A 25,132-nucleotide genomic window follows, 5' to 3' on the forward strand; every position below is an offset into this window, starting at 1 on the left:
AGTCCTACTATTCCTCAGAAAGTCTTTTTTTTGGTCGGAACGGCGAGATTTGAACTCGCGACCTCTTCCACCCCAAGGAAGCGCGCTACCAAGCTGCGCCACGTCCCGTCGACTTATATATACTACCAAATACCTGTAAGATTGTCAATACGGACGCGGAGAAGCGGTGTCTTAGTTGTTCTTAGTTGTCAACACATGTGTTACTTTATAAAAGTATAGTATAATTTTAAATAAAAGATTGGCAAATAAACACGTGCGTATATATAAATTATAGAGACGAGGAAAGAGATAAGCTAATCAAGTTAGTCAAGTGGATAAAAAAATGAACCGCTTATCGTAGCAATCATAAACCTGATAACAGCATTGATTTTACTAGACAAAGCAGTTCATTAATGAAAAGGAGCGGATCGCCGAAAAGGCGATTCGCTTACCCAAAGTATAGCATATCTCAAGGCGCAATGCAAAATACGACAAAATATTTGACACACGTCGCATTGGTCGTTTCCGTGCGCGCATTACCGGCAGTGATGTTCAAATGACAGATACCAAAAGGAATGGTTGGGGCGGTGTCAGATCGGGAGCAGGAAGACCCAAAGGAACGACGAAACCGGAAGGCGTTCGCCGGCAGCATCAAGTGCGGGCGTATGATGACGAATGGGCGATCATTAAAGCGTTTGCTTCTATCGTCAAGAAAGACCCGGAACGGGCAATACGAATGATGAAAACAGAATAACCAAAAAGGTCATACCGTTATGGTGTGTCCTTTTTGGTTGCGCAATTTTAAGTCGACTTAAACGAGCAACAAGACTTGCGGGAAGAAGGCGGTAATCATTGGCTACAGAAGCAAAGCAAGGACGTACAACGGCAACTGTTAGGCGTGCAGGGCGCAAAAGCATGGGAAGCGGGACGATCGTGGCAAGATGTTTTGCGGAACTACAGCCCTACAGTGATGAAGAGCAGGGTGAGCATAGTACTTAAAGAGCAGACAAAAGCGGCTAAAAATGGTAGAATGGAAGAGAATAAAGAAAAAAGCATTAATTATAAATATTCAGAAGAAACATGCAAATTAAATAATGTTAAGTATAATCAAGTAAAAGAATTTAAAAAATCTTTAAGTACTGAAGAAATTGTCAAAAGATTAGGTGGGAGAGATAATACAGCAGGTTCTTGTTCTTCGCTTGCTTTGGCTTATATAGGAAATCGTGGCGGATTTGACGTATTGGATTTTAGAGGCGGTAACAGCAGAAAAGTTTTTGCTTCAAAATTGAATATTGCAAGATTAGCTAAACTAAAAGATGTTATAAGTTTTGAAGAAAGAAACACAAACGATTTTAGTGCTTTAAAAAAATTGATAAAAAACGTTAAAAAAGGTAAGGAATATTATTTAGCTACAGGTGGACATGCTGCAATTATAAAAGAAACAGATAAAGGGTTGGAGTATCCGGAATTACAATCACCGGAGACGCAAGGATATCCAATGAACGGGTTTACACCTTTTCGGAAAGCAACATTAAAGGATAGGTTTGGTTGTCAAAAATCACATACTTCTTGTGGACAGAAGATGGAACCTCTTAATATTCTTATAGATGTTGAAAGCTTATCGAAAAACAAAGAGTTTAAAAAACTGATGGGATATATTAACACAGATAAGGATGCACAAATGAAAGGGGATAAAGGCGATGTCAAATGAAGAGTTTTATGAAGACGAAGAATATATATGCAGTTTGTAAAAATCCTCAATATGAAGATTTTTACAGAAAGAAAAATTCTACGATTTGGCACACTTCAAAGATAGATGCAATTGGAGAAGTTAACATTAGTTTCGATAAAAAAAAGATATATAACTTGTTTAAAGATTATCCGTATAACATGACCAAAGAAGAAATTGAGATACTCAAAAAGGAAGAACCATATTGGGTGAATTTTTTTTCGTGGAGAGTCAAATAAACCGCTTACAAAAGTAGGCGGTTTTTTAGATAAGCAAAGCAAGGACGTACAACGGCAATTGTTAGGCGTGCAGGGCGCGAAAGCATGGGAAGCGGGACGACCGTGGCAAGATGTTTTGCGGAATTATAGCCCTACAGTGATGAAGAGTAGGGTGAGCTACTTATCTGAAGAACAAGGGAAAGTAAAAAGAACAAAACACGTTGAAATAGAAACTATAACTGATGAATTAAAGAAAAGAAAACGATCTCCCGGAGAACTTATATATGATAAAGATTATGATGTAAATAAAAATCGAAATGAAGTGATAATGGCACAATGGTTGTATAAGCGTTTTGGTGGAAATATTAAATTATTAACAGCAGTAAATGAGCAAAATAAAAAGACCCCGGATTATCTTTGGAATGGAAAATACTGGGATTTAAAAAGTATTTCCAGTGAAAAAGCCGCTGATAGTGCTATACGTCATGGCTTAAAACAAATTGTGGATAACCCGGGGGGAATCATATTAAATTATATTAGTGAAGCATTTGATAGGGCTACTTTGAAAAAAATTGCCACGAATCGACTTAAGCGAGGGGATATATCAAATGTACAGGTTTTAATAATTAAAAATAAAGAGATTGTTTTTGCGATAAAAAAGAAATAAAGAAGTCCTAGCCCCCCCGCCAGATAAAGGGCAAAGGTTCTAAGACTTTTTTATTACATGTATTATAGAAAATTATAAAGGAAAAGTCAAATGTAAGAAATTTAACGCGAAAATCGTTATCCTTAGCATACTTGTTGAAGTCTTGGTGGAGACTTTCTAAATTTTGTGTACAGACGGATCCGCGTGAGATATTTTAGGAAGTTGTAGGATAAATAGGAAAAACGGCGGGATAACATAACCGGATTTTGTGACAAAGTGGTCTAATTTCGTGACAAAATGTCCTAATTGAGGGACAAAATATCCTAATTAAGGGACAAATAGGCTAGAAAACGGGACAACGCATATTTCCATTCGGGGATGTGCTTTTTTTATACCATAAAGGAGGTGAAGGCTGTGTTAAGTGTTACACGAGATAATCATATAAAAATCACACGAGGAGATAGTGCGATTTTACAGCTGGCATTGGAAGACGAAAATGGAGCGCCGTATTTACCGACAGAGGCGGATATGGTGCTGTTAACCGTTAAAACCTCTACAGAATCTGACCATGTTGTTTTTCAGAAACGTTTGATTCAAGGTGAATTTAGGCTACAGCCGGGCGATACTAAAGCATTGGAATATTGGCAGTATGTGTATGATGTACAGCTGATCAAAGCGGACGGGTTTGTCACAACGGTTATACCGCCGTCGGTTTTTGAGGTCGGAGAAGAGGTAACGGACTGATGTACCAAGGAAAATTACACGGAAAAGTAACCGCCCGGGGCGTATTACACGGCAAGCTGAAACCCGTATCCTGTCTGCGCGGACGAATATATGCCGGTACAGGGGAAAACGGTGTGGCGACGGCAACAGAAAAAGAAATTCAACATATTTTTGAGGGGGAAGAATAGTATCCTTTTTGTCCGCTACAAGCTTGCTTTACGGTAACTTGTGAAAGCCTCCGGCGTCTTGCCGCCTCAGGAGTAGTAAGAACTTCATCAATAATATTCACTATGGCCTCCGAAGAAAACCGGCAACTAAAGCAATAAAAATAATGATAGTGGCTACTATAGTTAGCCAATTTTGAGAAAAATAGAGCCTAACAACAGATAAAGCGAAAAGTTATGATAATAGTATTTTGGGTTTCATGATGTTATAATAAACATAGTGAGGAGAGGGGTGGACTCCCACCCCTCATCAGCCTTATTTATTCTTCAAGTTTTTAGTTATCGTAGTAAGCCCTATTATTATTGTTACTATGTTGGCTATTACTTGAAGAATATTTTCTATGTTTACTTTTGTTTCACTGCCTCTCTATGTATATAGATATACCTCTTTATAAGAGGTATGATCAAGAGGAAGAATCAAAAAAACTGAACTTTTCATAAAATATTAAAAAATCCGGGCACTTGTAGAGTGCTTTTTTATACTTAAAGGAGAAAAAATTACATCCGGTAAAATGGATAACACGTAATAACTTGAAGACGTTTTTAGGCACGTTGCGGGAAGAACCGGATCATACAACAGCATCGGGTATGGAAGATTTGGCTTTTTTAGACAGAAAAAAAGAGAAGTAAAGACTATCACGTGTACAGATAAGAGGGGATTTGCGTATAAATTTGTTGATGTTAATGTAGCTCATCATAATAGGTAAGGGAAAGTTAGGACATACGCATATGACCTATGACAGGAAAGAGCCGCGAGAGATGAATCGGAGCGAACGCAAGCTAGTGCGTAAAGTATTAGCGGCGTATCATAGACCTAAACATATAAAGAAAAGGGGAGAAATAAAAAAATGGTTGTATTATATGAAGAATTTCCCACTTGGGAAGACCTAATAAAAGATATTCTTGAAGAAGATGGATATGATCCTTTTGAACGATTGCCGGGATTTCCTGAGAATGTTTATTGGGTCTTAGATAATCAATTTACGACGGATAAACATGGTAAAAAGATTGATGATTGGATTTTTTTGAAATATACTATAAAAAAGAATCCTGAAACCAATAATACATATGTAAAATACACAACTCTTCCGGGATACCCTACTTTAGAAGAAGCATTAGAAGCAAAGCTTTTTGATGGCGAATCAATACATGATTTATATAATCGCGGGTATGATTGGTTAATGAGCGATGAATCTTTGGAATATGACAAATGACAGACGTACTTATTTAAATTTACAGTATGGCCGGTTTCATGGCGTGGGAAAGAATGATATTCCTGAATTAAAAAGGCAAAAAATAAAATTTCCGGAAAAATGGATAGGATTTAATGAAGTAAATACATATAAAGGCGAATGCACTCAAACAGGAGTGCATTTTTTCTTGGATGATTATCAATTTGAACGAATATGGAATCGTCCTACTGTATATGTAAAGCAACTTTCTAAATTTTCTTTAGTAGCATTACATTATAGTCAATACGGATGCGGGGGAAACGGTAGGAGATGAAAGCCGTAGGCATAAGCGTCGGGAACGGTACGGAAAATATTCTCGGACAGTGCGTAGGGGGTATGCTATAATACATATAGCAGCGTATAGAGGAAGGGGGAGGGGTATGAAACCGTTCGTACATCTTCATGTACATACACAATATAGCCTGTTTGACGGCTTATGCAGAATTCCCGAGATGGTGCAAATGGCAAAAGCTATGAATATGCCGGCGATTGCCGTTACCGATCACGGGAATATGTATGGCGCCGTTCATTTATATAAAGAAGCGAAAGCACAGGGCATTAAACCTATTTTAGGTTGTGAAATTTATATGACGCGAGGCAGTCGTTTTGAGAAAAAAACGCGAGAACGTCTCTGTCATTTAATTTTATTGGCCAAAAATACACAAGGATACCATAATTTGGTGAAAATTGTGTCGAAAGGATATGTGGACGGCGTAAATAATTACCACAAACCGCGAGTGGATTATGAGCTGTTGGAACAGTATCATGAAGGAATTATTGCACTCAGTGCGTGTATTGAAGGGCATATTCAACAGGATATTTTAAATCATGATGAAGCGGCGGCAATTAAAACATTACAGCGATTGACGGGAATTTTCGGTAAGGACGATTTTTATTTGGAAGTGCAAAATCACGGTATTCCGGAAGAAAAAATTGTACGTCGGGTATTTAAAGAATGGTCGCAACAATTCGGGATTCGGTTAGTGGCTACCAATGATTATCATTACTTGAAAAAAAATGATGCACCGGCACAGGAAGTAAAATTATGTATTTCCACGGGCAGCACGTTAAATAATCCGGATCATTTTAAGTTTTTTAATGATTCTTTTTATATGAAGTCCTATGAGGAAATGGCGGAATTATTTCCGGACATGCCGGAAGCGTTGGCTACTACTTTGGAAATTGCGGAAAAATGCAATGTGGAATTGAAGTTTGATGAACGACATGTGCCCAGTTTTCCGGTTCCTTCCGGTGAAACGGATGCGTCGTATTTACGGAAATTATGTGAGCAATCGTTGCCCGAAAAATATCCGACCGTTACGGAGACGGTACGGAAACGCGTGGATTATGAACTGGATATTATTGCCCAAATGGGATTTCCTTCGTATTTTTTAATTGTGTGGGATTATGTGAAATTTGCCCGCGATCATCATATTCCGGTCGGTCCCGGGCGCGGTTCGGCGGCCGGATCCGTGGTGGCGTATTTGTTGGGCATTACCGGGCTGGATCCGTTAAAATATGACTTGTTGTTTGAACGATTTTTAAATCCGGAGCGCGTTACCATGCCGGATATAGACATGGATTTTTGCTATGAAAATCGTAGTAAAATTATTGATTATGTAACGCGCAAGTATGGAAAAGATCATGTATCGCAAATTATTACGTTCGGAACGTTGGCGGCCAAAGCCGTGTTACGTGATGTAGGGCGGGTTTTGGAAATTCCCTTGAGCGAAGTGAATCGCATTGTTAAAATGGTTCCCAATGAATTGGGGATGACGTTGGATAAAGCCCTGGAACAGAGTCGGGAGCTTCGCGAAACCGTGGCTAAAGATCCGCAAATTCAACGTTGGATGGCGTTGGGAAAGGCCCTGGAAGGCTTAGTGCGGCATGCGTCTACGCATGCCGCCGGGATTGTGATTTCCGCCGCGCCTATTGATGATTATATTCCTTTGCAGTATTCAAAAGAAGGGTATTTAACTACACAATACGATAAAGAATTGGTGGAAGAATTAGGGCTCTTAAAAATGGATTTTTTAGGGCTGCGTACGTTAACCGTCATTGGCGATACGATTAAGCTGATTAAAGAAAATCACGGTACGGATATTGATCCGGATCACATTCCTTTGGATGATGAGGCTACTTGTCGTATGTTGACTATGGGGGACACGGCCGGCGTGTTTCAAATGGAATCGGACGGGATTACGGCGTTGGTCAAAGAACTGGCGCCGAAACATTTTGAAGATATGATTCCTTTGGTGGCGTTATATCGTCCCGGTCCTTTAGGAAGCGGTATGGTGGAAGATTTTATTAAGCGCAGTCACGGAGAAACGGCAGTGACCTATTTACATCCGCTATTGGAACCGATTTTACGGGATACATACGGGGTTATTTTGTATCAGGAACAGGTGATGCAAATCGCTTCTTCCATGGGCGGCTTTACGTTGGGACAGGCCGATTTATTGCGTCGGGCTATGGGTAAGAAAAAAGAGTCCATTTTGAAGGCACAGCGGGATTTATTTCTTGCCGGCACCCGGGCGAACGGGATAGAAGATGAGGTGGCCCATAAAGTTTTTGATCTTATGGTGTATTTTGCCGGGTACGGATTTAATAAATCGCACTCTGCCGCGTATGCGTATGTGGCTTGGCAGACGGCGTATTTAAAAGCGCATTATCGGGCGGAATTGATGGCGGCCACCATGACCAGTATGATTAATGATGTGGCGAAAATCAGTTATTATATCAGTGAATGTCGGCGTCACGGCATTGCGGTGTTGTCGCCGGATGTCAATACGAGTGTGTCTACTTTTTCTGTAGAAAACGGGCGTATTCGTTTCGGCTTGTCGGGTGTTAAAAATGTAGGCGAAAATGTTATTGCCGTTATTTTACAAGAACGGCAAGAGGGCGGCCCGTTTACCTCTTTAAGCGATTTTTGCAGCCGTGTCAATTATCATGTCGTAAATCGACGGGTAATTGAAAGTTTGATTCGTTGCGGCGCCATGGATTCGTTCGGAAAATATCGTTCGCAACTTATACAGGTATTGGATCGGGCGATGGCGTTGGGGGCTTCCAAGCAAAAAGATCGGGATACGGGACAAATGGGCTTGTTTGATGAGGACGATACGGAAGAGGCCCTGTTTGATCTTTCGTATCCGGAGATAGAAGAATTTTCTATTGAAGAACGATTGGCCATGGAAAAAGAATATGACGGATTTTATTTCAGCGGGCACCCGTTAAATAAATATAAAGAGCAGATGGCGGCTTTGACCCCGCTTAGCGCCTTGTATGGCGAGCATGCCCGGCAATATGACGGGAAAGAAATTTATTGCGGCGGTTTAATCAGTACGCAACGAAGAGTCACTACTAAGCGTAAAGACCTGATGGCTATTTTAACGTTGGAAGATTATACACAAACGGTTACAGCGGTTGTGTTCCCGAAAACGTACGCCGCATGTGCCGGTGTATTGGTGGATGATATGGCGGTAGCGGTTCGCGGAACGGCGGATATATCGGAGGACAGAGTACAAATTATTGTCAATGAAATAGTGCCGTTGGCACAACAGGAGCGTTTACGGCATGGACGATTGCAAGCGGATACGCACGGACGTACCGTCGGGATATCCGGCAAGCCGTGGTCGCCCGGTCAGGGAGAAAAATTGTTTATTAAAATTCCCGCTCATTTGGAACAAACGAATTTAAGTGTGCGTATCGGTGAGTTATTGTGTCGATATCCCGGTTCGGTTAAAGTATATTTTTATCTTGCCGGCAGTCGTAAAACTATTTTAGCGGCAGAAAAATATTGGGTAACGCCGAATGAGGCACTGCGACGGGAACTGGAAAAGTTGTTGGATGCTTCGTCGGTGGTCTTGCAATAAGTCGTACAGAGAGGCGGTTTAATGCATGGAAATTTTTCGTAGCACAGCAGCAGACATTCTTCCCGATTTATAGAAACAAATTAGTTCCGGTGAAAAGGGGGATGTGCAGGTATAGTAGACAAATTCGGACTTCTGTTTTATACTGACAACGTATTTTAAGGCGTTATAAATAAGGGCAGGTTTTTCGGAAAGGAGGAAAAAGGGATATGAGCATAAAACAATGGGCGATTATTGCAAGCGGATTGGTTGTTATGTTAGGCTCAATGGCCGGTTATAGCGGGATACAACAAGTACAGTGTGAGGCGCCGCCGGCTTTGCCGGTGCAGCCGTTGACGTACGGAAAGGGGACGGCGGAGCAGCAGTTTTGTGTGTATCACAGTTCGGGCGGACTTTACAGTTTTGCGTACCCGCGGGAATTTACGCAAACCTCGGAACCGGTTAACGGTGACGGGATTGTCTTGAAAGCTGTTGCGGGAACGGCGGTGTTGCGAAGTTGCGGCATGTTGACTTCTGAAAATTGGGTGGAAGCGTACAATGAGGCAAAAGGGAAAATACATGGAAAAATTATACAAACCAAATTAGGCGATCATTCTTTTGTTATATGGTGGCAGGACGGAGAAATACAACGATATTATAAGGCCGTATATACGGGAAATTATATGGCGGCTTTATATTTTTATTGTGATCGACGAGAAATGCCGTATTATTATTCTTTATTGACTCATGTTGTCGATTCTTTGCAGGTTAACGGCACGTTATATCCCTGACGGCACCACACAAAAAGGCACCCTCCGTATCGTGCGGAGGGTGCCTTTTTGCGCGGTGTGCGGTTAGATGCAGGTTTGTCCGAAATATACAATACAACCCAACAGGATGATGAAGGGAACGTATACTTTGACAATTTCTTTTAAGATTTCACTGTCTTTGCCTTTTAAGGCAATGGCCCCTACGGCAATGGCAATACTTTGGGGAGAAATCATTTTACCGGCGCAGGTTCCGGCGGAATTGGCGGCTGCCAGCCAGGTTTTATCGGCACTGATGGCAACGGCGGCATCGGTTTGCAAGTTTCCGAACAGCACGTTACTGGAGGTTCCCGAACCGGTAATGAAGGTGCCGACGGAGCCGATGAGAGGGGCGATAAACGGATACATAATGCCCGTGGCATCGACTGCGGTACGAGCGATTTCTGAAGTCATACCGCTGTATCCCATGACTTTGGCGGTAGCAATAACGGCGATGATCGTAATAATGGTATTGCGTAAGCCGATAACGGTGCTCTTGAATACGCAGAACATTTCACCGAAGCCGGAGGATTGGATTTTACCGCTGATAATAGCCGCCAAGAAGATTAAAATTCCTGGCGTGGCGATCCAAACAAAGGTATAGGGAGTACCGCCTTGACCGGTGTAAATTTGTACGGCTGTACGAATCGTATTCAAGGGAATATTAATAGCCGGAACCAACTTGGAGGTGAACAGTAAAAAGAGGAAGATTAAAATAAAAGGCAAGCAGGCGATGAAGCCGCCGCGAAGCGGTACGTGTGCCGGTTCGATAGCCATGGCGTATTGCGGATTGTTTACAGGTCTGACTTTGGAGTAAATGACAATGAAGGCCAAAATAACAATGGAAGACCCCATGGCGGCCAGTTCAGGACCGGCAAAGGCGGCAATGATGAGTTCCGGTATCGCCAAGGCCAAGCCGGACAGTACGGTTAAAAGGAATACGCCCTTTAAGGCTTTAATGGAGCCTTCGGAAATAATGATCATTAATAGCGGGCAAATGATGTTTAACGGTAACAATTGCAAGCTGATGTACGTTGCCAAGTGAATCGGATCCAGGCCGGTAATATTCGCCAAAGTACTGGCGGGAATGCCGATCGAACCGAAGGTTGTAGGTACGGAGTTGGCAATTAAGCAGGCTAAAATGGCTTTTACCGGATTGAATCCCAAAGCGACCAACATACTGGCCGGAATGGCAATTGCCGTACCGAACCCCGCCATCCCTTCCATGAACGCGCCGAATCCCCAGCCGATGAGGAGAACTAATACTCGACGATCTTTGCTTACGGCGGTCAGCATATGTTTGATGATATCCATACTTTTATTATACGTTGTCAGATTATAGGTGAAAATAGCCGCAATAATGACCAGTAAAATCGGCCAACATGCTAAGGCGACGCCTTCCAGAGCGGCGGTCACGGCATCCGGTACGTTCATATGATGGATACCCAAGGCTACGGCAAAGGAAATAATCAAGGCAATAGGGCAGGCTTTATAACTCTGCATTTTTAAAAATCCCAGCGAGATAATGAGCCAAAGGATCGGAGATAAGGCTAAAATGAAGTTCATTGTACATCATCCTTTCTATATGAGATCGCAACAAGAGACCGAAGCCTTTGTTGATTTCGTTATACGGATGCATTACTGCGAAAGTGAAAAATATAACGAAAGGTCGATGACCTCATTATATATAAGCGAAAGGAATAATTCAATGCAAATATGATTCTTAAATAGAATACTCAAAAGGGCAAAACGGTATACATGAGTAAAATTAAGGCTTGAGGGCAAATTTTTTTTATGTAAAAATTTTAAAAACCTAAGGATTCGCCGACGAAAATAATTTTAATTCTTCCTGCCGGTTGTGAACGACGGGTATACACAAATTGATTACAAATCGAGTCGGCCGTGTTGCAGTTCGAACAAAATCCGGTTTGACGGCAAGGTGTGCGGTTTGGGAACCGTTGCATATTTAAAGGGGCGGCAACGGTACGTGCGCGTTTTTCGGCAGCAGCCAAATCGGGAACCACTTTGTTCATCCCGGCCAGGATTATTACTTGTTTCGGCCCGTAGAGCAAGGCCGCCAGGCGATTGCCGTTGCCGTCGATATTGTAAAGTTCGCCGTCGACAGTAGCGGCATTGGTACTCATGAGGTAGGTATCACAAAGCAACGCCTGCCGCATGCATTCCTGACGGGCGGCGGGGGTGGCGGCTTGCTCTCGGTCCAGGGTTACGTAGGTGCGGCGCAGCAGATCCGGCAGACCCAGTTCTGTCAGTGTGGCGGAACCGCCCCAGGACAGGCGATGATCCGGGGGGATGAGTTGCAAGGTTTGTTGTACGGCGGCGGCTGCTGTCGGACAGTAAAAAGCGGCAAACCCGTGACTTTGAAAGTTTTTTATCAATAGTGGCGCTTGTTTTTGAAAAAGCGTTTGCATGGAAGCGGACATGACAGTTTCCTCCTGACGAATAGATTGTATAACCTATAAGAAATAAAATAATACTTACAAATAGCTTTTAAGAATAAATAAATGAAAATAATTTATGAAAAGCAAATAAATATGGGTTAAAAAAACATACTATGTGAAAATAGGCTCAACATTAAAAGGTCGGGAAAGGCGCTCATTTTTTTTGCAGACGGAGCGGTGCGTAATAGGCTTGTGTAGCGGTTTCCGGTCGTATGTACTGTTGTTCCGTTAATAAGGTGAGGACGATTTTTTGCCGTTCTTTGGCCTCTCTGTAATGGAGCAGGGGATTGTAGTAGGTAGGGGCTTTTACCAGGCCCGCCAATAAGGCGCATTGACTCAACGTAAGTTGTTCCGGAGCGGTATGGAAAAAGGTGCGGGCGGCGGCATGTACGCCTATGGCGTCAGGCCCGAAATAGACCGTATTAAGATAGAGTTCCAAAATTTGATCTTTGGTATAATAATGTTCCAATAAAAGCGCCAACAGCAGTTCTTTCCCTTTTCTGGTGTACGTGCGATCTTGTGTTAAAAAAAGATTTTTAACAACTTGTTGGCTGATGGTGCTGCCGCCTTCGCGGGTATGTGCGGCGGCGGCGTTGACCACAGCGGCGCGCAGAATACCGAACGGATCGACGGCGCCGTGCGTGTAAAAGCGTTTATCTTCCGTGGCCAGTACGGCATGACGTAAGTTCGGAGGAATAACGGCCAGGGACACATAAACGGGGATGTTCTTTTTTTTGGCTTCTATTGCCGCAGGCAGATGGAGGTACGGATAGGTTTGCGAGGGTAAAGCGGTGAACAGGTCGGTGCGGAGCGCGGACGAACGGACGGGCAGCGTATTTTCATGTAGCACGTCATTTATTTGCGTTCCTAAGGCGCAACAGGTAAAGGCCAAAAAAAAGATGAGTACTAATTTTTTTTTCATATATCCTCCTTTTGTATGTATTTTAGCACATCTCTAAATATCATGAAAATAGATAAATCAGGGGGAAATGTAGAAAAAAAGAAATATTAATACAAAATACTTGCATAATATTCCTGACAGGTGTATACTGACAACAGTTGAGATGATTTTGCAGTTTTATAGAGGAGGAGTCCTTATGAAAAAAATTAAAAAGATTGTATTGGCGTATTCCGGCGGTTTGGATACATCCGTAATTATTCCGTGGCTTAAAGAAAATTATGCCGGGGCGGAAGTGATTGCCGTTTGTGCGGATGTAGGACAACCCGATGATTTTGCGGCGATTGAAAAAAAAGCGTATGCTTCCGGCGCGGATAAGGTATATGTGGCGGATATTAAAAAAGAATTTATGGAAGCGTATGTGTGGCCTACGATTCAGGCCGGCGCCGTGTATGAAGGAAAATATTTACTGGGAACGTCTTTTGCACGGCCGCTTATTTCCAAAAAATTAGTGGAAATTGCGCAAGCGGAAGGGGCCGATGCGATTGCACACGGCGCTACCGGCAAGGGAAATGACCAAGTTCGCTTTGAATTGACGGTTAAAGCTTTAGCGCCTACGATGACGTTAATCGCGCCGTGGCGTATGTGGAATTTAAAATCTCGGGAAGACGAATTGAAATATGCGGCAGCGCATGGGGTGCCGATTGATTATCAGTCGGAAGAAAATCCGTATCCGTACAGTATGGATTGGAATATTTGGCATTTAAGCCATGAAGGCGATGATTTGGAAGACCCGGCCAAGGCGCCTGAAGATATGGTGTACATGGTTTCCAAAACGCCGGAACAGGCGCCGGATACGCCGGAATATGTGACGATCGATTTTGTCGGGGGAATACCGGTAGCCGTCAATGGCACCGCGTTGGATGCCGTTTCCTTAATTACGGCTTTAAATGAAGTAGGTGCAAGAAACGGTATCGGCATTGTGGATATCGTGGAAAATCGTTTGGTCGGGATGAAAAGTCGGGGCATTTATGAAAATCCGGGAGGCGCGATTCTTATGTATGCGCATCGGGAATTGGAATATCTTTGTTTAGATCGGGATACGTTTCATTATAAAGAAAAAATGGCGCATACCTTTGCGGAATTAGTGTATGACGGCAAATGGTTTTCACCGTTGCGGGAAGCGTTAAGCGCCTTTGTGGAAAAGACGCAGGAAACTGTAACCGGGCAAATTAAATTAAAATTGTATAAAGGAAATATTATCAGTGCCGGTTCTACCTCTCCGTATTCGTTATATAATGAAGAATACGTTACGTTCGGAGAAGATGAAGTATATAATCAAGTAGATGCGGAAGGGTTTATTAATTTATTCGGTCTGCCGCTTAAAATGAGAGCGCTTGCCATGTTAAAGGCACAAAACAAGAAGTAAACGGGAAATCAGGTGTAGCAGATGAAATTATGGGGCGGTCGTTTTACAAAAGCAACCGATAAAAGCGTAGAAGAATTTAATGCGTCGATTCAGTTTGATTGTCGCATGTATGCGGAAGATATTTGCGGCAGTATTGCACATGCCGCTATGCTGGTTAAGCAACAGGTTATTTCACCGGAAGACGGTAAGCGCATTATACAGGGTCTTACGTCTATTTATCAGCAAATTGAAGAAGGAAAGTTTACGTTTTCCGTCGCCTTGGAAGATATTCACATGAATATTGAACAGCGCTTGACGGAAACTATCGGCGAAGCCGGAAAGCGACTGCATACAGGGCGCAGTCGCAATGATCAAGTGGCGTTGGATACCCATTTATATGTGCGGCGGGAAATTGCCGCAATCGCCGCCTTATTGTTGCAATTGCAAACGGCGTTGGTAACGGCGGCGGAACAATATACGGATATTATTATGCCGGGGTATACGCACCTGCAACGGGCACAACCGGTTCTTTTCAGTCATCATCTTATGGCGTATTTTTCGATGTTTGCCAGAGATTTTAAGCATTTGGAATATACGTGGGAGTTAGCGGATACGATGCCGTTGGGCGCCGGCGCATTGGCCGGCACCACGTATCCGCTGGATGTTGAAATGGTGGCGCGGACGCTTCGCTTCGGCAAGGTATATGAAAATAGTATGGATGCCGTAAGTGATCGGGATTACATTATTGCTTTTTTAGAATTCGCCGCACAAGTTATGATGCATTTAAGTCGATTATCGGAAGAGTTTATTCTTTGGTCTTCCGCAGAGTTTCATTTTATTGAACTGGATGATGCGCACTGCACGGGGTCTTCTATTATGCCGCAGAAAAAAAATCCCGATATTTGTGAGTTGGTACGCGGTAAAACCGGGCGCTTTTATGGTCATTTGGTGGCGCTGTTGACGGTTATGAAAGGCCTGCCGTTGGCGTATGATAAGGATATGCAGGAAGATAAAGAAGGGCTGTTTGATGCGATTGATAATTTAAAATTTGCGTTAGCCATCTATAAGGAGATGATTTCGCATATGACGGTACATAAAGAGCATATGCGAAAGGCGTTGGCGAATGACTTTTCCAATGCTACCGATATGGCCGATTATTTAGTAAAAAAAGGCGTTCCTTTTCGTGAAGCCCATGCGATTGTAGGTAAGGCCGTGCGGTATTGTTTGGATCATCAATGTGTATTGACGCAGTTGTCGTTGGCGGAATTTACCGCGTTAAGTCCTCATTTTGAAAATGATATTTTGACGGCGCTGCAAATTGAAACGTGTGTTGCGCAGCGACAGACGTATAACGGCACTTCTCCGCAAAGTGTGCGGCGCCAATGCCGGCAAGGCAGACAGTATCTGCAACAGGCGCAACAGCGGCAGCGGCAGTGGCAAGAGATTACGGACGCTGTGTATGGGGTGCTGAAACAATAAACGAATACAAGAAGAAAAGAAAACTTGCTCTCCTCTTCGTAAGCCGTGTGCGGAAGAGGAGATTTTTTTGTGAAAAGAGGGGCGTACAGTTGGCTTTTTTACATAAATAGGGTATAATAAATCGAATAATTGAAATACTCATACTGAAGGGAAGGAGGGACATCCCTATGGTTACGATGAAGCAAACGACTTTAGTGCAGCCCGTATCTTATCAGGGGATCGGATTGCATGCGGCCTTGGAAGTACATATGGTATTGCGTCCGGCACCGGCGGATACGGGGATTGTATTTGTGCGTACCGATTTACCGGGGCGTCCGTCCGTACAGGCGCATTTATCGCATGTTACCAATACGATGCGGGCTACTACCTTGGAAGCGGGAGCGGCCAAGGTATTTACGGTGGAGCATATTTTGTCGGCATTGTCCGGGTTACAAATTGATAATTGTACGGTGGAAATGGATTCTCCCGAACCGCCGGTGGGTGACGGCAGCAGTTTGGAATTTGTGCGATTGATTGAAACGGCGGGAGTGCAAGTGTTGGATGCGCCGCGACGGGAATGGATTATAAAAGAACAGCATTTAATTCAGGAAGAGGACAAGTTTGTGGCGGTAGTGCCGTATGACGGATATCGCATTACGTTTACCTCCATTAATCCGCATCCGTTGTTGGGGATCCAATTTTTAGATACGGAAATTACGAAAGAAACGTATGTACAAAAAATTGCTTTTGCACGTACCATTGCGTTTACAGGGGAACTGGAAATGTTACGGCAGTTAGGTCTGGGCAAAGGCGGTACCTTGGAAAATGCCGTTGTATATGATGAAACGACCTGTCTTTCCAAGGTGCGAACGGATGATGAATTGGTGCGACATAAGGTATTGGATATGATCGGGGATTTGGCATTGTTGGGAAGACCGATTCGCGGCCATGTTATTGCCGTTAAATCCGGTCATAAATTGAATAATTTATTAACCCATCATATTATTAAAGAATTTAATGCTAATTAAAGGAGGAATCAGGGATGATTTTAGAAGTCACGGATATTATGGAAATATTACCGCACCGCTATCCGATGTTATTGGTAGATCGAATTATTGAATTGGATCCTATGAAATATGCCATAGGTGTCAAAAATGCAACGTTCAATGAAGCCTTTTTTCAAGGGCATTTTCCGGGGCAGCCGGTTATGCCCGGCGTTTTATTGGCGGAAGCAATGGCACAAGTCGGCGGTGTGGCTTTGTTATATCCGGAAGAAAATCGTGGCCTTATTCCTTATTTTACAGGTATTGATAAAATGCGGTTTCGCCATCCCGTCCGTCCGGGAGATCAAGCGATCATGCGGGCGGATGTAGTAAAAATCAAGCGTTCTATGGGAAAGGTAAAAGCGCAGTGTCATGTCGGTGAAATGCTGTGTGCGGAAGGCGAGTATATGTTTGCGCTGCAACCGGGACAAGCAACAAAATAATAGGTGAATTTTAGTACAAAACGATAGAAAAAGAATGTATTTGCGCGTATTATTTATAAAACATGTGTGTTTTTAATAATTTTCATCGGTATACTATCCGTTTTTAGCGACGATTATAAAAGTATAGGATGGCGCAGTGTTATACTGAATTTTAAGTCCCTATTACAGGAACGGTAGGGAAATGAGGAGTGACTTTAATGACCGAGGACAAAGAAAACCGACCATGTTTGGTGCATCCCACGGCTATTATAGACCCGCAGGCTTCTTTGGGCGCGGGCGTGACGGTGGGTCCCTATGCAGTTATCGGACCGCATGTGGAAGTTGGAGACGGAACGGAAATCATGGCACATGTCGTGTTGGACGGCTGGACCAAGATTGGTAAAGAGTGTCGTTTTTTTCCTTTTTCTTCGATCGGTTCGGAACCGCAGGACTTGAAGTTTCACGGTGAAAAAAGTTATGTTTGCATTGGCGCACGTTCGGTATTTCGGGAATCCGTAACAGTCAGTCGTGCTACGGGAGAAGGAGAAGAAACCCGTATCGGCAATGATTGCCTGTTTCAGGCCAATACGCATATTGCGCATAATTGTATTGTCGGGAATAATGTTATTATGAGTAATTGCGCAGGATTGGCCGGGCATGTGGTAGTGGAAGATCGAGTGGTCATCGGCGGTATGGCCGGGATTCATCAGTTTGTCAAGGTGGGGAGAAATTGTATGATTGGCGGTCTGGCCAAGGTGGTACAGGATATTCCTCCCTTTGTTATCGTTGACGGACAGCCGGCGCGTTGCATCGGCTTGAACAGTGTCGGACTGTCAAGAGCGGGCATTCCGGAAGCGGTGCGTAGCGATTTGAAGAAGGCGTTTCGGTTATTATATCGTTCCGGTCTTAATTTACGACAGGCTATTGCGGCAATGGAACAAGAATTGGACAGTTCGGAAGAAGTAGAACATTTTCTCCGCTTTTTACGCAATGCGGAACGGGGAATTTGTCGAGGCACGAAAGAATAAGGTTGACTATACCGGGGTAGGTGAGGTGGCTCGCCTCCCTTTTTTCATATAAATCGGTGCGACCGATTCCCCTGTTTTATAAGGGTGGAAGGTCGTCTGAAAGAAGGAGTCGGAACATGGAGAAAGTGGGTTTATTTGCCGGCGTGGGAAGGTTGCCCGTAGAGTTTGTGCGTGCGGCCAAGACCTCGGGACATGAAACGGTGGTTATTGCGTTGGTACCGGGAACGGATCCGGAGTTGGCCGAGGCGGCCGATGTGTATTATGAAATTAATGTAGCCAAATTGGATAAAGTGATTAAAACGATGCGGCGTGCAGGCGTTACTAAAGTGACGATGATTGGCAAGGTTACGAAAGAGCTTTTATTTAAAGGTTTATCTTTTCCGGATTTCAGAGCCATGAAATTGTTGGCGACTCTGCATAATCGTAAGGATGATACGATTATGTTGGCAATTGTTGAAGAATTGGCCAAAGACGGTTTGGAAGTGGCGGATCAAACGGAATATTTAAAAGCGCTTATGCCGTCTTGCGGCGTGTTGACACGACGGCAACCGAGTGAAGCGGAATGGCAGGATATTCGCTTCGGTGCGGCTACGGCGAAAGCGATGGGGAAGCTGGATATCGGGCAAACTGTAGTGGTCAAGCGGCAAGCGGTGATGGCCGTCGAAGCAATAGAAGGAACGGATGCGTGTATTCGTCGGGGCGGAACGCTGGCACAAGGCGACGGCGTGGTGGTGAAAGTGGCCAAGCCGAAACAAGATTGGCGTTTCGATATGCCGACAGTCGGTAAAGCGACAGTGGAAGCCATGGTGGCTTCCGGGTGTACGGTGCTGGCGATGGAAGCGGATAAAACCTTGTTTGTAGAACAAGAAGAGGTATTGGCATTGGCTGCGAAACATAAACTTTGTATATGTGCCGTAAACGTATCGGTATAGGAGGAAAGATGAAGATCATGTTTTCTGTCGGCGAAGCTTCCGGCGATTTACATGGCGCCGTGCTGGCGGCGGCGATTCGAAAAATAGTGCCGGAAGCGGAGCTGTTCGGCATGGGCGGCATAAAAATGAAACAAGCCGGTGTACGCATTGTGTATGATATAGAAAACTTGGGTGTTATCGGCATCGGGGAAGTCATTCGAAAAATCCCCTTTTTTTTACATTTACGGCAGTATTTACTGACGGTTATGAAAAAAGAACGGCCGGATGTACTGGTGTGTGTAGATTACCCCGGATTTAACATGCGGCTGGCGAAAAAAGCGAAGGTTTTAGGTATTCCCGTGATTTATTACATATTGCCCACTATTTGGGCTTGGAATAAAAAGCGGGGTAAAACGATTGTCGACTATACGGACTTGGCGATTTCTTTATTTCCTTTTGAAACGGAGTTGTATCAACAAATCGGCGCGAAGGCGGTATATGCCGGGCATCCTTTGCTGGATACGGTGCGGGCGACGATGCCTAAAGAAGAAGTGTATAAACAAATGGGGATAGTGCCGGAAACGAAAACGGTCTTGCTTATGCCCGGCAGTCGGCAACAAGAAGTACGGCGATTATTTCCTGTTATGTTGCAGGCTGCCCGGAGGCTGCAATCATATGTGCCGCAAGTACAGTTTATCGTACCGCGCGCTCCGACTATTCCGCGTTCGGAATTGGAACGGTTTATAGCGGTGTCGGGGGTACCTGTCCGGATAGGGGAACATTCCGCTTACGACATGATGCAAATCAGTACGGCGGCCATCGTTGCATCCGGTACGGCTACGTTGGAAACGGCTTTAATGGAAGTGCCGACCTTGCTGGTCTATAAAGTGAATACGTTGACGTATGCCTTGGCGAAAGTATTGGTGCATCTTGACAGTATCGGCTTGCCTAATATTATTATGGGGCGGCGTATTATGCCGGAATTATGGCAGGGGCAGGTTACGCCGCAACGAATTGTGGATACCGTATTGCCGGTGCTGACGAATGCGGTTATACGGGAACAACAACGGCGGGCAATGAGCTCGGTACGGGCGGCGTTGGGTCAGAGCGGCGCCGTACGGCGGATTGCGGCGATTATAGTACGTTTTGTTAAGGAGAAACAACGAGTATGAAGCAATATGACAGCTGGCAAGGGTATAAACGGCTCATTGTCTTTTTAAAGCCCTATCGGGTACGGGTGTTTATCGGCTTTATTTGCATGGCTTGTTCGGGAGCCAGCAATGTAGTGGTGCCGTGGCTGATAAAAGATGTGATTGATAAGGTATTGGCAAATAAGGATATATATACCTTAAATTTAATTGCCATTGCTATTTTAGTGTTATTTGCGTTACGCGGCGTGTTTTATTTCGGGCAAAAATACTTTATGACCTTTGTGGGACAGCGGATTGTCAATGATATTCGCGAACGATTGTATCGCCATTTACAGCGGCTGTCTTTGTCCTATTTTGATCGCCATAAGACGGGTGCTCTTATGAGCAATTTGACGAACGATGTGACGACCTTACAAAATGTTATTACGAATAATATGGTTTCCTTAGTGCAAGAAGCGGTTATTCTCATAGGCTCGTTAATTTCTATGATCGTACTCTATTGGAAGCTGACCGTTATTACGTTACTGATTATACCGCTGGTTATTTTTACGGTTAATTATTTCGGTAAGCGATTGCGGTTGGCCGGGCATGATGTGCAGGGAAAACTGGCGGATATAACGACCTTATTGGAAGAAGCGCTCTCTTCGATTCGTATTATTCGTTCGTTTAATCGGGAAGACTTTGAAATCAAGCGGTTTTTAGTGCAAAATGATTATAATTTTCAGGCGCTTATGAAGGCCACCAAGTTAACGGCTTTGTTGACCCCCGTCATTCAATTTTTGGCGGCCATTGCGGTTACCGGGATTATCTGGTACGGAGGCGTCAGCGTTATTCGCGGGGAAATGACGGCCGGTGCTTTAATCGCTTTTCTGATTTATGCCATTAATCTGACGAATCCGGTGCGTCGTATTAGTGAAATTTTAGGAGATATACAGCGTTCTTTGGCAGCGGCGGACCGAGTCTTTGAGATTTTGGATACCGATTCGGAAGTGCAGGAAAAGAAAGGGGCACAAGTATTACCGCCCGTAGCGGGACATATTGTTTTTTCGCATGTTACGTTTTCATATGATCGAAAAAAAACGGCGTTACAAGATTTTACTTTGACCATAAAGCCGGGGCAGGTCGTAGCCTTGGTAGGGCCCAGCGGTGCCGGAAAATCGACGATTGCCAATTTATTGCCGCGGTTTTACGATGTAACTTCCGGGTCCGTTCGTATTGACGGAATTGATGTACGGGATGTGACCTATGCTTCTTTACGGCGGCAAATCGGCTTGGTACCGCAGGAAACCATGCTGTTTAATACGACGATTTACGAAAATATTTTGTACGGGCGTCTGGATGCGACTCGGGAAGAAGTGGATGCCGCGGCCAAAGCGGCGAATGCGTATAGCTTTATTCAGCAATTACCGCAAGGCTATGATACGCTTGTCGGCGATCGGGGCTTGGCGTTGTCGGGGGGACAACGTCAACGCATTGCCATTGCGCGGGCTATCTTAAAAAATCCGCGGATTCTTATTTTAGACGAAGCGACCTCGGCATTGGACACGGAAAGTGAAAAAATTGTACAAGCGGCATTGGAGCAGTTAATGAAAAATCGTACGGCTGTCGTTATTGCACACCGGTTGAGTACGATTCGTCATGCCGATTATATTGTCGTCATTGATCACGGGAAAATGGCGGAAGCCGGTACGCATGAAGAATTAATAGCGCAAAAAGGATTGTATGCCAAGTTATATGCAGTGCAATTTAAACAGGAGGAGCGTGGTGAATAGGAGGAGAGCAGGATGGCGGGAGCGGTTTTATATAGAATATATATAGGGTTGCAAATTGCGGCAAGTGTGGTGTTATTGCCTTTTTTCTTGTATAAATGTATACGGCGGCCGTCGTTTTTTAAGAAAATTCGACAACGGTTAGGCTTTATAGCGGATACTTCTGCGGCCGGAGGTGCTTCGCCGATTTGGATTCATGCCGCTTCGTTGGGCGAACTGCGGGCGGCGGAACCGATTGTACAAAAACTGGTACGACAAGATCCGCAGGTGCCGTTAGTTCTTTCCACCGTTACGGAAACGGGATATCAGTTGGCACGTACCTGGCCGTCTGTGCGAGTGCTGTATTTTCCCTGGGATTTGCCGTATGTGACTGCACGTCTTTTGCGGCGATATAGGCCGCAACTGATTATTTTGGTGGAAACGGAATTATGGCCGAATTTTTTATATAGTGCGCGAAAGGCCGGCATTCCCGTCATTATGATGAACGGTCGGATTAGTGAACGGAGCATGCGAAAATATATGCGGGTAACACCTTTGACACGATATATTTTACAATCGGTCCGCGTATTTCTTATGCAAAGCCGGGTGGACAGTAGCCGCATACGGCAGATGGGAGTCGCGTCGGAAAAGGTATATGTTACGGGAAATACGAAATATGACCGAGAGATTCCGTATATGAGCCGTTCCGTGCGGGCGGATTTATGGCGGCAATTGGGCATTACGGAACAAACGTATCCGGTATTGGTGGCGGGCAGTACGCACAAGGGTGAAGAACGATGGGTGCTGGAAGCCTTTTTGGCCATTCGGCGGATATTTCCTTTGGCGAAACTTATTTTGGCCCCGCGCTATGCGGAGGATTGTGCGTTTGCCGTACAGGAAGCGGCGGCGCAAGGAGTGGAACTGGTGCGACGCAGTACACGGTCACCTGTACAGGAAACCCAAGGGGTAGTCGTGGATACGACGGGAGAACTGGGGCTTTTGTATGGGTTGGCGGATATTGCGTTTGTCGGCGGCAGTTTACTTCCTGTGGGCGGTCATAATATATTGGAACCCGCCGCTTGGGGAAAAGCGGTGTTGACCGGCCCGTATATGTTTCATTTTTCTGAAATTTGCGAGTTGTTTACAAAGCGGCGGGCGTGTATGCAAGTCGCGGATGGTGAGGAATTTGTTACCCGGTGTGTATATGCGGCGGAACATCGACAATGGTGCCGACAAATGGCGGCGGAAGCTTTGCGGATTATAAAAGAAAATCGCGGCACGACGGATAAAAACATAGCCGTCGTACAACGTGTTTTGGAGGCCGGAAATGATGAAAATACGATATAAAAATAAAGTAAATGCGTATTTTCAATACCTTATGCACACGTCGTCGTTTTCCGTGTTTGATCGTATTGTATTAGGGCTGCTGTCTTTTTTTTCGTATATATACGGGTGGGGAGTTCAATATATTCGCGGCTCTTACGTACAAGGAAAAAAAGTCATAAAGAAAGTATCCGTACCGGTCATCAGCATAGGGAATATTACGGCGGGAGGAACCGGAAAAACGCCGTTGGCTTGTTTTTTTGCGGCGGTATTGCAACAGCAAGGTAAAAAACCGGCCGTATTGACGCGCGGATACGGAGGAACTGCGGAACATACGGGTGTAACGGTCAGTGACGGAAAGCGGCTGTTGGTTACCCCCGAAGTCGGCGGGGATGAGGCGGTTTTAATGGGCCGCTTACTTCCGCAAGTACCTGTGCTTGCCGGGAAACGGCGGTATGAAACGGCGCGGCAGGCTATTCGGGACTTCGCCTGCGATGTACTGCTTTTGGATGACGGCTTTCAACATTGGCAGTTGCATCGCGATTTGGATATTGTGCTGATTGACGGAACGAATCCGTTCGGCAATGGACATGTTTTGCCGAGAGGCATTTTACGAGAAAAACCGGAGCAGTTGCAACGGGCCGGGTTATTAGTGTTGACGAAAGGGGAAAGCTTGTCGGCGGATGAAAAAAAGAAAGTAGTATGCCATATTCGGCAGTATAATAAAACGGCGCCGTTAGTGGAAGCGCAGTTGACGGTTTGCGGTTGTACTCCGTTAGTACGGTGGCGGCAAGGATATAGAACGGATGCGCCGGTAGCAGGAACCAAGGTGATTGCGATTTCGGCCTTGGGAAATCCGCAAGTGTTTGAACGAACGTTGGTACAATCTGGTTATCAGGTAATCGATTCATTGCAGTATGCCGACCATCATCCGTATACGGAGAAAGAGTATGCCGTGTGGCGACAATTAGCCGCTGCGACAGGGGCTATACTGGTGACGACAGAAAAAGATGCTGTAAAAATAGCGGCGCTTACGGAAGCCGCTTTCCCCTTATATGTATTGTCGATTACGATGACCATTACACAGGGACGGGAAACGGCGGAGAAAGTAATACAAGCACAATGGGAGGATAAATCATGAATTTTATTTGCATTATACCTGCCCGGTACGCTTCGACGCGTTTACCGGGAAAACCGCTGGCCGATATTGCAGGCAAACCTATGATTCAACGGGTATATGAGCAGGTACGGCAGGCAACGTTGATACAGAATGCGGTAGTGGCGACAGATTCTCCTAAAGTATATGACACGGTGATTCAATTTGGCGGGCAGGCCGTTATGACAAGAGAAGACCATGCTACCGGCACGGATCGGATTGCGGAAGCGGCGGAACATTTTCCGCAGGCTCAGGTAGTCATTAATGTACAGGGGGATGAACCGTTAATTGCGCCGGAGATTATTGACGAATTATGTCGCGCTTTTTTTACCTATGAGGATTTACAAATGGCGACGGTGGCCGCTCCTTTGGCGCCCGATGAGTATGAGGATCCGGCGGCGGTTAAAGTGGTATTGAATTGCCGCAATGAAGCGATGTATTTTTCACGTTCGTTAATCCCGTATCCGCGCCATGCGTTTGCAGCGGGACGGGGGCCGTATAAGCACATCGGTATATATGCGTATAAAAAAGATTTTTTGTTGCAATATGCAACGCTGCCGCAAACGCCGGCGGAACAAGCGGAATCATTGGAACAGTTGCGTGTTTTAGAAAACGGGTATACCATAAAAGTAATACGGACCGATAAAAGATTTATAGGCATTGATACGCCGGAAGATTTACAACGCGTACAGGCGTATTTTTTACATAAAGGAGAATAACCG

General features: G+C 44.7%; 25 protein-coding genes and 1 tRNA gene. 21 read left to right on the top strand and 5 right to left on the bottom strand.

Annotated elements, in window-relative coordinates:
* Positions 1–31 precede the first annotated feature (31 nt).
* A tRNA-Pro gene (locus HMPREF1039_RS01355) sits at positions 32–108 on the bottom strand.
* Between the two features lie 427 nt (positions 109–535).
* Here HMPREF1039_RS01355 and HMPREF1039_RS01360 point away from each other — a divergent pair.
* The 6 genes from HMPREF1039_RS01360 (at position 536) to HMPREF1039_RS08100 (ending at position 3,483) form a co-directional block, all read left to right on the top strand.
* Positions 536–733 (top strand): hypothetical protein, encoded by a 198-nt coding sequence (locus tag HMPREF1039_RS01360; RefSeq protein ID WP_007390604.1) that lies wholly within the window; start codon positions 536–538, stop codon positions 731–733.
* A gap of 75 nt (positions 734–808) precedes the next feature.
* Positions 809–1,690, top strand: a complete 882-nt coding sequence (locus HMPREF1039_RS01365) for a hypothetical protein (protein WP_007390710.1) — start codon at positions 809–811, stop codon at positions 1,688–1,690.
* Positions 1,691–1,698: 8 nt separating this feature from the next.
* Positions 1,699–1,947, top strand: coding sequence for a DUF7675 family protein (locus tag HMPREF1039_RS08610; protein ID WP_050789546.1), 249 nt, complete (start codon positions 1,699–1,701; stop codon positions 1,945–1,947).
* A gap of 58 nt (positions 1,948–2,005) precedes the next feature.
* Complete coding sequence (locus HMPREF1039_RS01375; protein WP_007390621.1) at positions 2,006–2,593, top strand: CdiA C-terminal domain-containing protein; 588 nt, start codon at positions 2,006–2,008, stop codon at positions 2,591–2,593.
* 393 nt (positions 2,594–2,986) lie between these two features.
* Positions 2,987–3,316 carry a hypothetical protein gene (locus tag HMPREF1039_RS01380; RefSeq protein ID WP_007390706.1) on the top strand — a complete coding sequence of 110 codons (330 nt, stop codon included), beginning with the start codon at positions 2,987–2,989 and terminating at the stop codon, positions 3,314–3,316.
* Positions 3,316–3,483, top strand: coding sequence for a hypothetical protein (locus HMPREF1039_RS08100; protein ID WP_007390663.1), 168 nt, complete (start codon positions 3,316–3,318; stop codon positions 3,481–3,483). The genes HMPREF1039_RS01380 and HMPREF1039_RS08100 overlap by 1 nt, the downstream gene beginning before the upstream one ends.
* Here HMPREF1039_RS08100 and HMPREF1039_RS08550 read toward each other — a convergent pair.
* Complete coding sequence (locus HMPREF1039_RS08550; RefSeq protein ID WP_407635199.1) at positions 3,456–3,584, bottom strand: helix-turn-helix domain-containing protein; 129 nt, start codon at positions 3,582–3,584, stop codon at positions 3,456–3,458. The genes HMPREF1039_RS08100 and HMPREF1039_RS08550 overlap by 28 nt on opposite strands.
* Positions 3,585–4,367: 783 nt before the next feature.
* Here HMPREF1039_RS08550 and HMPREF1039_RS01385 point away from each other — a divergent pair.
* The 4 genes from HMPREF1039_RS01385 (at position 4,368) to HMPREF1039_RS01400 (ending at position 9,390) form a co-directional block, all read left to right on the top strand.
* On the top strand, positions 4,368–4,733 hold the full coding sequence (locus HMPREF1039_RS01385; protein WP_007390728.1) for a hypothetical protein: 366 nt from the start codon (positions 4,368–4,370) through the stop codon (positions 4,731–4,733).
* Positions 4,723–5,025: a DUF4417 domain-containing protein gene (locus HMPREF1039_RS07650; RefSeq protein ID WP_235720017.1), complete on the top strand. Its 303-nt coding sequence runs from the start codon at positions 4,723–4,725 to the stop codon at positions 5,023–5,025. The genes HMPREF1039_RS01385 and HMPREF1039_RS07650 overlap by 11 nt, the downstream gene beginning before the upstream one ends.
* Positions 5,026–5,131: 106 nt before the next feature.
* Positions 5,132–8,623: a DNA polymerase III subunit alpha gene (locus tag HMPREF1039_RS01395; protein ID WP_007390640.1), complete on the top strand. Its 3,492-nt coding sequence runs from the start codon at positions 5,132–5,134 to the stop codon at positions 8,621–8,623.
* A 206-nt stretch (positions 8,624–8,829) separates the two neighbouring features.
* On the top strand, positions 8,830–9,390 hold the full coding sequence (locus tag HMPREF1039_RS01400) for a hypothetical protein (protein ID WP_007390694.1): 561 nt from the start codon (positions 8,830–8,832) through the stop codon (positions 9,388–9,390).
* 63 nt (positions 9,391–9,453) lie between these two features.
* On the opposite strand, the gene HMPREF1039_RS01405 is transcribed toward HMPREF1039_RS01400, so the two are convergent.
* The 3 genes from HMPREF1039_RS01405 to HMPREF1039_RS01415 all read right to left on the bottom strand — a co-directional run bounded on the left by HMPREF1039_RS01405 (position 9,454) and on the right by HMPREF1039_RS01415 (position 12,786).
* Entirely contained in the window at positions 9,454–10,971 is a 1,518-nt protein-coding gene (locus HMPREF1039_RS01405; protein WP_007390607.1) for an L-lactate permease, read from the bottom strand.
* 239 nt (positions 10,972–11,210) lie between these two features.
* On the bottom strand, positions 11,211–11,846 hold the full coding sequence (locus tag HMPREF1039_RS01410) for a lactate utilization protein (protein WP_007390692.1): 636 nt from the start codon (positions 11,844–11,846) through the stop codon (positions 11,211–11,213).
* 172 nt (positions 11,847–12,018) lie between these two features.
* Positions 12,019–12,786, bottom strand: coding sequence for a transglycosylase domain-containing protein (locus HMPREF1039_RS01415; protein WP_007390610.1), 768 nt, complete (start codon positions 12,784–12,786; stop codon positions 12,019–12,021).
* 175 nt (positions 12,787–12,961) lie between these two features.
* Here HMPREF1039_RS01415 and HMPREF1039_RS01420 point away from each other — a divergent pair, with 175 nt between their 5' ends.
* The 11 genes from HMPREF1039_RS01420 to kdsB all read left to right on the top strand — a co-directional run bounded on the left by HMPREF1039_RS01420 (position 12,962) and on the right by kdsB (position 25,129).
* Positions 12,962–14,191 (top strand): argininosuccinate synthase, encoded by a 1,230-nt coding sequence (locus HMPREF1039_RS01420; protein ID WP_007390611.1) that lies wholly within the window; start codon positions 12,962–12,964, stop codon positions 14,189–14,191.
* Between the two features lie 21 nt (positions 14,192–14,212).
* On the top strand, positions 14,213–15,649 hold the full coding sequence (argH, locus tag HMPREF1039_RS01425) for an argininosuccinate lyase (RefSeq protein ID WP_007390664.1): 1,437 nt from the start codon (positions 14,213–14,215) through the stop codon (positions 15,647–15,649).
* Between the two features lie 167 nt (positions 15,650–15,816).
* Positions 15,817–16,656 carry a UDP-3-O-acyl-N-acetylglucosamine deacetylase gene (gene lpxC / locus HMPREF1039_RS01430; RefSeq protein ID WP_007390645.1) on the top strand — a complete coding sequence of 280 codons (840 nt, stop codon included), beginning with the start codon at positions 15,817–15,819 and terminating at the stop codon, positions 16,654–16,656.
* Between the two features lie 14 nt (positions 16,657–16,670).
* Entirely contained in the window at positions 16,671–17,114 is a 444-nt protein-coding gene (gene fabZ / locus HMPREF1039_RS01435; protein ID WP_007390691.1) for a 3-hydroxyacyl-ACP dehydratase FabZ, read from the top strand.
* A 197-nt stretch (positions 17,115–17,311) separates the two neighbouring features.
* The gene (lpxA, locus tag HMPREF1039_RS01440) at positions 17,312–18,121 is read left to right on the top strand and encodes an acyl-ACP--UDP-N-acetylglucosamine O-acyltransferase (RefSeq protein ID WP_007390620.1); all 810 of its coding nucleotides are present in this window, start codon (positions 17,312–17,314) and stop codon (positions 18,119–18,121) included.
* A gap of 116 nt (positions 18,122–18,237) precedes the next feature.
* Positions 18,238–19,053, top strand: coding sequence for an LpxI family protein (locus tag HMPREF1039_RS01445; protein ID WP_007390695.1), 816 nt, complete (start codon positions 18,238–18,240; stop codon positions 19,051–19,053).
* An 8-nt stretch (positions 19,054–19,061) separates the two neighbouring features.
* Positions 19,062–20,204 (top strand): lipid-A-disaccharide synthase, encoded by a 1,143-nt coding sequence (gene lpxB / locus HMPREF1039_RS01450; RefSeq protein WP_007390726.1) that lies wholly within the window; start codon positions 19,062–19,064, stop codon positions 20,202–20,204.
* Positions 20,201–21,955, top strand: coding sequence for an ABC transporter ATP-binding protein (locus tag HMPREF1039_RS01455; protein ID WP_007390656.1), 1,755 nt, complete (start codon positions 20,201–20,203; stop codon positions 21,953–21,955). Before lpxB ends, HMPREF1039_RS01455 begins: the two co-directional genes overlap by 4 nt.
* A gap of 12 nt (positions 21,956–21,967) precedes the next feature.
* Complete coding sequence (locus HMPREF1039_RS01460) at positions 21,968–23,278, top strand: 3-deoxy-D-manno-octulosonic acid transferase (protein ID WP_007390684.1); 1,311 nt, start codon at positions 21,968–21,970, stop codon at positions 23,276–23,278.
* Complete coding sequence (gene lpxK / locus HMPREF1039_RS01465) at positions 23,259–24,395, top strand: tetraacyldisaccharide 4'-kinase (protein ID WP_039891629.1); 1,137 nt, start codon at positions 23,259–23,261, stop codon at positions 24,393–24,395. Before HMPREF1039_RS01460 ends, lpxK begins: the two co-directional genes overlap by 20 nt.
* The gene (gene kdsB / locus HMPREF1039_RS01470; protein ID WP_007390720.1) at positions 24,392–25,129 is read left to right on the top strand and encodes a 3-deoxy-manno-octulosonate cytidylyltransferase; all 738 of its coding nucleotides are present in this window, start codon (positions 24,392–24,394) and stop codon (positions 25,127–25,129) included. The genes lpxK and kdsB overlap by 4 nt, the downstream gene beginning before the upstream one ends.
* Positions 25,130–25,132: the final 3 nt, after the last annotated feature.

Source organism: Megasphaera lornae (genome assembly GCF_000214495.1).
GTDB classification, from domain to species: domain Bacteria; phylum Bacillota; class Negativicutes; order Veillonellales; family Megasphaeraceae; genus Megasphaera; species Megasphaera lornae.